This is a genomic window from Bradyrhizobium sp. KZN70725 (genome assembly GCF_055264925.1).
Genome location: NZ_JBUYWT010000061.1, coordinates 36,251 through 43,733 on the forward strand (window position 1 = coordinate 36,251; position 7,483 = coordinate 43,733).

General features: G+C 64.6%; 7 protein-coding genes. 1 reads left to right on the forward strand and 6 read right to left on the reverse strand.

Features of this window, described 5'->3' with window-relative positions; translation table 11 throughout:
- Positions 1–29 precede the first annotated feature (29 nt).
- The gene (locus tag ACZBJS_RS35560; protein WP_253587423.1) at positions 30–1,541 is read right to left on the reverse strand and encodes an acetyl-CoA acetyltransferase; all 1,512 of its coding nucleotides are present in this window, start codon (positions 1,539–1,541) and stop codon (positions 30–32) included.
- 144 nt (positions 1,542–1,685) lie between these two features.
- Positions 1,686–2,819: a nitronate monooxygenase gene (locus tag ACZBJS_RS35565; RefSeq protein WP_057015745.1), complete on the reverse strand. Its 1,134-nt coding sequence runs from the start codon at positions 2,817–2,819 to the stop codon at positions 1,686–1,688.
- Between the two features lie 277 nt (positions 2,820–3,096).
- Here ACZBJS_RS35565 and yghU point away from each other — a divergent pair, with 277 nt between their 5' ends.
- Complete coding sequence (yghU, locus tag ACZBJS_RS35570; RefSeq protein ID WP_076827192.1) at positions 3,097–3,975, forward strand: glutathione-dependent disulfide-bond oxidoreductase; 879 nt, start codon at positions 3,097–3,099, stop codon at positions 3,973–3,975.
- A 68-nt stretch (positions 3,976–4,043) separates the two neighbouring features.
- Here yghU and ACZBJS_RS35575 read toward each other — a convergent pair whose 3' ends face one another.
- The 4 genes from ACZBJS_RS35575 to ACZBJS_RS35590 form a co-directional block, all read right to left on the reverse strand.
- On the reverse strand, positions 4,044–4,319 hold the full coding sequence (locus ACZBJS_RS35575; RefSeq protein WP_050386047.1) for a GNAT family N-acetyltransferase: 276 nt from the start codon (positions 4,317–4,319) through the stop codon (positions 4,044–4,046).
- Between the two features lie 11 nt (positions 4,320–4,330).
- The gene (locus ACZBJS_RS35580) at positions 4,331–4,945 is read right to left on the reverse strand and encodes a flavin reductase family protein (RefSeq protein ID WP_316397845.1); all 615 of its coding nucleotides are present in this window, start codon (positions 4,943–4,945) and stop codon (positions 4,331–4,333) included.
- Positions 4,946–5,237: 292 nt separating this feature from the next.
- Positions 5,238–6,512 carry an acyl-CoA dehydrogenase family protein gene (locus ACZBJS_RS35585; protein WP_057015742.1) on the reverse strand — a complete coding sequence of 425 codons (1,275 nt, stop codon included), beginning with the start codon at positions 6,510–6,512 and terminating at the stop codon, positions 5,238–5,240.
- 175 nt (positions 6,513–6,687) lie between these two features.
- Positions 6,688–7,065, reverse strand: coding sequence for a VOC family protein (locus ACZBJS_RS35590; protein WP_463439851.1), 378 nt, complete (start codon positions 7,063–7,065; stop codon positions 6,688–6,690).
- Between the last annotated feature and the right edge of the window lie 418 nt (positions 7,066–7,483).

Genomic DNA, 7,483 nt, shown 5'->3' on the forward strand with positions numbered 1-7,483 from the left:
ACAAGCCCGGCCATGACAGCGTCGGTAGGTCAGCCCACTCGCCATTCCAGCATGCCATCGCCGGCGGTGGCGATATTGCCCGTGGTACCGACCGGCGTGCGGTCCATGTCCTGCAGATAGGCCAGCGTCGCCGTGTCGCTCGCCGGGATGCGGCCGAGCGTGCGCCGGCCGTCCTCGGTGCGCAGCATGGTGACGCCATGCTCGACTTCGCCATTGGCGCGATAGATCACGGTGAAGGCCTCGACCTTGCCCTTTCCCGCAGCCTCGGCGGTGAAGTCGGGCACGTTGCGCCTGTTGCGGTCGGCCTCCGCCTGCACGGACGTGTCCTGCTTGAGCGCGACGTTCGGCGCCGCGCGCGACAGCACGAGGCCATGATGCTTGGTGACGAAGCCGCCCTGGCCATAGAGCAGGCCGAGCGTGCCGCCGCTTCGGAGCTTGCGCACCATCGCGCAGGCCGAGTGCGTCATGTAGGTGTTGAGCGGCGCGCCGAAGAACGTCAGACCACCCGTCACGGTCGGCTGCACGTCGGCACCGAGGCCGAGCGTCCGGCGTGCCATCTTGGGTACGCAGGGGAAGCAGCTATAGAGCTCGATCGCGTCGAACTTCTTGCCATCGCCGCCGACGAGATCCATCACCGCCTTCAGCACCGCGGTCTGCGCGTGGCTTTCGACGAACTGATCGCGGATCAGATAGTCGCGCGGCTCTTCCGCCGAGGCGCCGCCGAGCGGATAGATCAGCTTGTCCTCCGGCACGCCGGCCGCGCGCGCCTTCGCGAGGCTGGTCAGGATCAGCGCGCCGCCCATGTTCACCGTCGGGTTCGCCACCATCAGCTTTGTATACGGCCAGGCGATCATCCGGTTGTCGGGCGTGGCCGTGGTGATCTCGTCGCCGGTGAACGTCTTCTTCAGCCACGAGTTCGGATTGTCGGCCGCGACGCGCGCATAGGTCGACCATAGCTCGCCCGATTCCTTCAGCGCGTCGCGCGGCGTCTGGCCCCAATGCGCCGATGTTGCGGATTCATAGAGCGGATAGACCGTGATCGGCCTGAACACGCCGAGGCTCACGGCCATCGGCTTCTGGAACGCGGCGCCGCGCTTCGGCTCCTCCACGTCGTGCGCGAACGGCGTCCACGGCAGCTCCACGCCGGCACGCTGCGCCTTGGTCGCCGTCGACTGCGCCTCCGCGCCACAGACCGCGGCGACGCTGCATTCGCCGCGCGCAATGCGTTGCGCAGCCTCGTGCAGATAGCGGATCGGACTCTCGCCGCCGACCGGGCCGTAATAGAGATGCGAAGGCTGAATGCCGAGCCGTGCGGCGAGCTGCTTCTCGGGATCGCGGTAGCGCCAGCTCAGGAAGTTGACGACGTCGAGCGACTGCACGTCGGACAGCAGCCTGGCGCCGCTGTCCGCCTCGGCGCGCTTCAGCGCCTCCTCAAGCAGCGTGAGCGGCTCGAGGCCGGCGGCGATGTCCTTCGGACGATCGACAATTTCGCCGACGCCGACGATGACGGGAATGCGGTCTTCGGGGATGCTGTTCGACATTCTTGTTGGTTCACTCTGCGGTCTTGGGCTCGATGGTTGTTATGGGCGTCATTGCGAGCGAAGCGAAGCAATCCATGTTCCGACACGGGGAAAGGTGGATTGCTTCGTCGCTTCGCTCCTCGCAATGACGGCGGGGAGGGATCGTCACTCCGCCACCAGCGCGTTCATGTGCTCGACAGCTTCGACGAACTCTTCCTTGAACTCCTGCACCACGGCGCCGGCGGATTTGACGCTGTCGATCAGGCCGACGCCTTGGCCGACGAAATAGCTGACGAGGTCGCGGGCCTTCTCGTTACCACCAGCTGCGGCGCGGTCGATCGCGTTGAAGGCGTCGCGGCTGATGATGCTTTGCAGCGGCATCGGCAGCGCGCCGGGGCTTTCCGGCGAGCGGTCCCAGGCATCGGTCCAGACCGAGCGGAGCTGCCGCGCCGGCTTGCCGGTGCGGCCCTTGGAGCGCACCGCGTCGCGCGAGGAGGCCGCGATCATCTTCTCGCGGAAGATCTCCGACGTCTCCGATTCCACCGTGGCCAGCCACACCGAGCCGGTCCAGGCGCCGGCCGCGCCCATCGCCATGCAGGCCGCCATCTGGCTGCCGGTCATGATGCCGCCGGCGGCGAGCACCGGCACGTCGCGGATCTTTTTGACCGCCTTGATCACCTCCGGCACCAGCACCATGGTCGAGACCTCGCCGCAATGGCCGCCGGCTTCGGTGCCCTGCGCGACCAGGATATCGACACCGGCCGCGACCTGGCGCAGCGCGTGCTCCTTGGAGCCGACCAACGCCGCCACCGGCACGCCGTGCTTGCGCCCCATCTCGATCATCGCCTTCGGCGGCACGCCGAGCGCATTCGCGATCAGCCGGATCGGATGCCGGAACGAGACTTCGAGCAGTTGCAGCGCGGTCTCGGCGTCGAACGGCTGCGGCTGGTTGTCGGCGACGTTGCGGCCGGTCAGCTCGATGTCGTATTTCTTCAAGAGATTGCGGGTGAAGTCGCGATGCTCCTGCGAGACCCGCGCCTCGAGGCTTTTCCAGGTGACGTTCTTCTCGCCGGCGGTCGAGATGTTTTCCGGGATCAGCACGTCGATGCCATAAGGCTTGCCGTCGACATGCGCGTCGATCCACTTCAACTCCTGCTCCAGCGTCTCCGGCGAATGCGCGGTCGCGCCGAGCACGCCGAAGCCGCCGGCGCGGCTGACCGCCGCCACCACGTCGCGGCAATGGCTGAAAGCGAGCAGGGGGAAGTCTATCCCCAGCATATCGCAGATCGGTGATTTCATGGACTGGTTCTCTCCCGGCGGCTGCTTCTTGTGCTTGTTGGCGTCAGCCGCTGCAACGCTATCGCATCACGGTCCGCGAAGCCAAGCGGGTTTCGGCCACGGCGATCTTGCGTGCAGGCGCTGCTCCGGCTGCATCCCTCGCAGCGCATTCCGCTGGATAGAAAATGCGATCCGCGGGGTGGGCAAAGCGCAGCCCGCGCACCATCTAGTGCGGACATGGGGATGGGCACGGCGCCGCCGCGCCACCTGGCAAGAACATGAATCGGGAGCCAACGACGTGAATGACATTCCTGCCTACGAGCCGCCGAAAGTCTGGACCTGGAACAAGGAGAGCGGTGGGCGCTTCGCCAGCATCAACCGGCCGATCGCCGGTCCCACCCACGACAAGGAACTGCCGGTCGGCCGCCATCCGCTGCAACTCTACTCGCTGGCGACGCCGAACGGCGTCAAGGTCACCGTGATGCTGGAAGAGCTGCTGGCGGCGGGTCACAAGGGCGCGGAATACGACGCCTGGCTGATCAAGATCGACGGCAACCAGTTCGGCAGCGGCTTCGTCGCGGTCAATCCGAACTCGAAGATTCCGGCGCTGATGGACCGCAGCGGAAAGGAGCCGATCAGGGTGTTCGAATCGGGCTCGATCCTGGTGTACCTCGCGGAAAAGTTCGGCGCGTTCCTGCCGACCGACGTCAAGACCCGCGCCGAAACCTTCTCCTGGCTGTTCTGGCAGATGGGCGCCGCGCCCTATCTCGGCGGCGGCTTCGGCCATTTCTACGCCTATGCGCCGACCAAGATCGAATACGCCATCGACCGCTTCGCGATGGAGGTGAAGCGCCAGCTCGACGTGCTCGACCGCCGGCTCGCCGACAACGAGTATCTCGCGGGCGATGTCTACACCATCGCCGACATGGCGGTGTGGCCCTGGTACGGCAGCCTCGCCAAGGGTCTGCTTTACGGCGGCGGCGAATTCCTCTCGGTGCAGGACTACAAGAACGTGCAGCGCTGGACCGATGCGATCGCGGCACGGCCCGCGGTGAAGCGCGGACGCATGGTCAACCGCACCTGGGGCGAGCCGTCGAGCCAGCTCCATGAGCGCCACGACGCCAGCGATTTCGAAACGAAGACGCAGGACAAGATCGGCGAGCCGGTGGCGTCGTGACGAAACGCGTCATGGCCGGGACAAGCCCGGCCATGACGAAATGACAGCTTTGCCAACCCGCCCTGCGATCACCCCAACAGATCGTCATACTCCGGATGCTTCTTCATGAAGCCCTGGATGAATTCGCATTTCACGACGAGCTTGATGCCCTGCGCGCGGACGGCGTCGAGCGTGGCGCGTGCGAGCTTGGAGCCGATCCCGCGGCCGCCAAGCTCCGGCGGCACCTCGGTGTGCACAAGCGTGATCGTGTCCGGCGTCTTTCGGTAGACCACGAAAGCGGTTGAGCCGTCGACGGCGAGCTCGAACCGGCTCTGCGCTTCGTTGTCGCGGAATGTTTCGCTCATTGTCTGATCCTCTATTTCTTTGTGCCCTCGGCCGCGGGAAACACCACGCGGTCGTCGGTGCGGCAGTAGCGGTCGGCGAACATGCGGCCGATCGGGTGGTAGCGCTCCATGTGGACGCGCATCGCCTCGCGGTCCCACAATTCGTCGCGGATGTGGAAATGGATGCCTTCGCCCATGATCAGCTGGCGGTCGCCATTGACGTCGATCAGCTTCCAGGTCTTGCACTCCATCGCGAACGGCGCCTGGGCGAGGCGAGGGACTGCGATCTTGCTTGAGGGCGCGAGCTTGAGGCCGAGATAATCGGGCTCGCCGATCTCGGGCGGGAAGTCGCCGGAGGTCTCATGCATCGCTTGCGCCAGGGGCTCGTCGGTCAGGTTGACCACGAATTCGCCGAGACGCTGGATGTTGACCAACGTGTCCTTCTCGCGGCCGTCGGGCCTGCGGTTGACCGCGAACATGCAGAGCGGCGGATCCTCGCAGAACACATTGAAGAACGAGAACGGCGCCGCATTGACCACGCCGTCCGCGCTCGTGCTCGTCACCCAGGCGATCGGCCGCGGCAGCACGAAGGAGGTCAGCACCTTGTAGCGTTCGCGCTGGGTGAGGTCGCTTGGGGAATATTCCATGGGATGTCCGGAAGTTCGTAGGGCGGGTTAGCGAAGGGTAACCCGCCGCGAGCGGACCGCAAAGCAAAAGGCGGGACACGCTCGCGCGAACCCGCCTTGCAGACTTGCTTGTTTGTTCCTTGGAGCGCTCTTCCCTTACCTCGCCCCGCCTGCGGGGAGAGGTCGGATCGCATCGTCAGATGTGATCCGGGTGAGGGGGATTCTCCGCGAGACTATCTCTCACCGTGCTTGCGGAGGCAGCCCCTCATCCCGGCCTTCTCCCCGCAAGAGCGGGGAGAAGGAGAAGAAGCGACTACGGCATGCTCAGTTCGTGGCGGCCGACCACCATCCAGTGCACCTCGTCCGGACCGTCGGCGAAGCGGAGATGGCGGACGTCCTGGTACATTTCGCCGAGCGGCGACCACTGCGAGATGCCGGTGGCGCCGTGCATCTGGATCGCCTGGTCGATCAGCTTGCAGGCGCGTTCGGGCACCATGGCCTTGACCATCGAGACCCAGACGCGGGCTTCCTTGTTGCCGAGCACGTCCATCGCCTTGGCCGCCTTCAGCACCATCAGCCGCATCGCTTCGATCTCGCAACGCGCCTGGGCGATGATCTGCATGTTGCCGCCGAGATGGGCGATCTTCTTGCCGAAGGCCTCGCGGGTCAGGCCACGCTGCACCATCATGTCGAGCGCCTTCTCGGCCTTGCCGATGGTGCGCATGCAGTGATGGATGCGGCCCGGTCCGAGGCGGACCTGCGAAATCTCGAAGCCGCGGCCTTCGCCGAGCAGCATGTTTTCCTTCGGCACCTTGCAATTGTTGAAGCGCAGATGCATGTGGCCGCGCGGCGCGTGGTCGTGGCCGAACACGTGCATGGGCCCGAGGATCTCGACGCCGGGGGTGTCGATCGGCACCAGGATCTGCGACTGTTGCTTGCTCGGCGCGGCGTCGGGATTGGTCTTCACCATCACGATCATGATCTTGCAGCGCGGATCGCCGGCGCCGGAGATGTAATACTTCTCGCCGTTGATCACCCACTCGTCGCCGACGAGCTTTGCGGTGGTCGAGATGTTCTTGGCGTCGGAGGAGGCGACGTTCGGCTCGGTCATCGCATAGGCCGAGCGGATCTCGCCATTGAGCAGCGGCTTCAGCCACTTCTCCTTCTGCGCCTTGGTGCCGACGCGCTCCAGCACCTCCATGTTGCCGGTGTCGGGCGCCGAGCAGTTCATGGTCTCGGAGGCCAGCGGGCTCTTCCCGAGCTCGGCGGCGATGTAGGCGTAGTCGAGGTTGTTGAGGCCTTCGCCGGTTTCTGCATCGGGCAGGAAGAAGTTCCAGAGGCCGACTTCCTTGGCCTTGTCCTTGGCCTTCTGCAGGATCGCGAGCTGCTCGTCCGTGAAGCTCCAGCGGTTGGTCTTCTTCTCGCCGGCGCGATAGAACTCGACCGACATCGGGTCGACCGTGTCGCGGATGAACTGCTTCACATGGTCGTAGAGCGGGCGGACCTTGTCCGACATGCGCAGGTCATTGAGCTCGTCGCCTGGACTGAGCGTGTAGTTCGTGGTGCGCGGCACATAGGCATGTTTCACTGTCTTTTCTCCCTCGCGAAGGCGCGTTTCGCGGCGGACAATAGACGCGTGCGACGCGAAGCGCGAGTACCGATTTTCCGATCACCTCTACCGCATCGCGGAATTTCGCGACGGCGTTTCAAACGTTGTTTGAACGCCGCCGCGTACAGCGTGAAAAGAGTCCGGCGGACGCCGGTTAGCTCATCCGATGCATCGCGCAGATCTTGTTGCCGTCGAGGTCGCGCAGATAGGCGAGATAGAGCTTCACGCCAGAACCTTCCCGTACGCCCGGCGGGTCCTCGCAAGGCTTGCCGCCATTGGCGACGCCGGCCGCGTGCCAGGCATGGACCTGCTTCGGCGAAGAGCAGGCAAAGCCGATCGTGCCGCCATTGGCATGCGTCGCCGGTTCGCCGTTGATCGGCTTGGACACCATGAAAATGCCGGCCTTGGTGAGGTACATGATGCGGTGACCGTCAACCCGGGCCGGCCGGACATCAAGCGTGCCAAGCAGCGCATCATAAAATGCCTTGGCCTTGTCGAGATCGTTGGTGCCAACCATCACGTGTGAAAACATCTGAAATATCCTCCCTGCTTGTTAAAAGCCGCCTCATTGCGTCCCTTGCGGCCCAAACGCTAGCAGCAGTTTTGCCACGACGGAAGCGACGCTGCGTCGCGCGTTGTTCTATCCGTCACTCTCCGGCCGTCATTCCACGTCACGCAACTGCGCCGCGAGGGTGCGGATGTATGACTCAACCGAGCGCCACATATTCAGCGTCGTCGCGTTGAAGGCCGGGACCCATAACCACCGATGTCATTTGTGGTGCGATGCTGGTACGACGAGTCCCGTTCACAACATCCGCCGCGGCGTATGGGTCCCGGCCTTCGCCCATAGGCGCTAAAATAGTTTGATCATAGTCTGATAGTGGCGCTTATGTCTGGGTGGCTCGCGTAGATGTCGCCGGAGAGCGTGACTGGCTCTGCAGAGTAGAGCG

Excerpts from the sequence above, each read along its gene's own strand:
- ACZBJS_RS35560 (WP_253587423.1), bottom strand. The coding sequence starts at position 1,541 with ATGTCGAACAGCATCCCCGAAGACCGCATTCCCGTCATCGTCGGCGTC.
- ACZBJS_RS35565 (WP_057015745.1), bottom strand. The coding sequence starts at position 2,819 with ATGAAATCACCGATCTGCGATATGCTGGGGATAGACTTCCCCCTGCTC.
- ACZBJS_RS35575 (WP_050386047.1), bottom strand. The coding sequence starts at position 4,319 with ATGAGCGAAACATTCCGCGACAACGAAGCGCAGAGCCGGTTCGAGCTC.
- ACZBJS_RS35580 (WP_316397845.1), bottom strand. The coding sequence starts at position 4,945 with ATGGAATATTCCCCAAGCGACCTCACCCAGCGCGAACGCTACAAGGTG.
- ACZBJS_RS35590 (WP_463439851.1), bottom strand. The coding sequence starts at position 7,065 with ATGTTTTCACACGTGATGGTTGGCACCAACGATCTCGACAAGGCCAAG.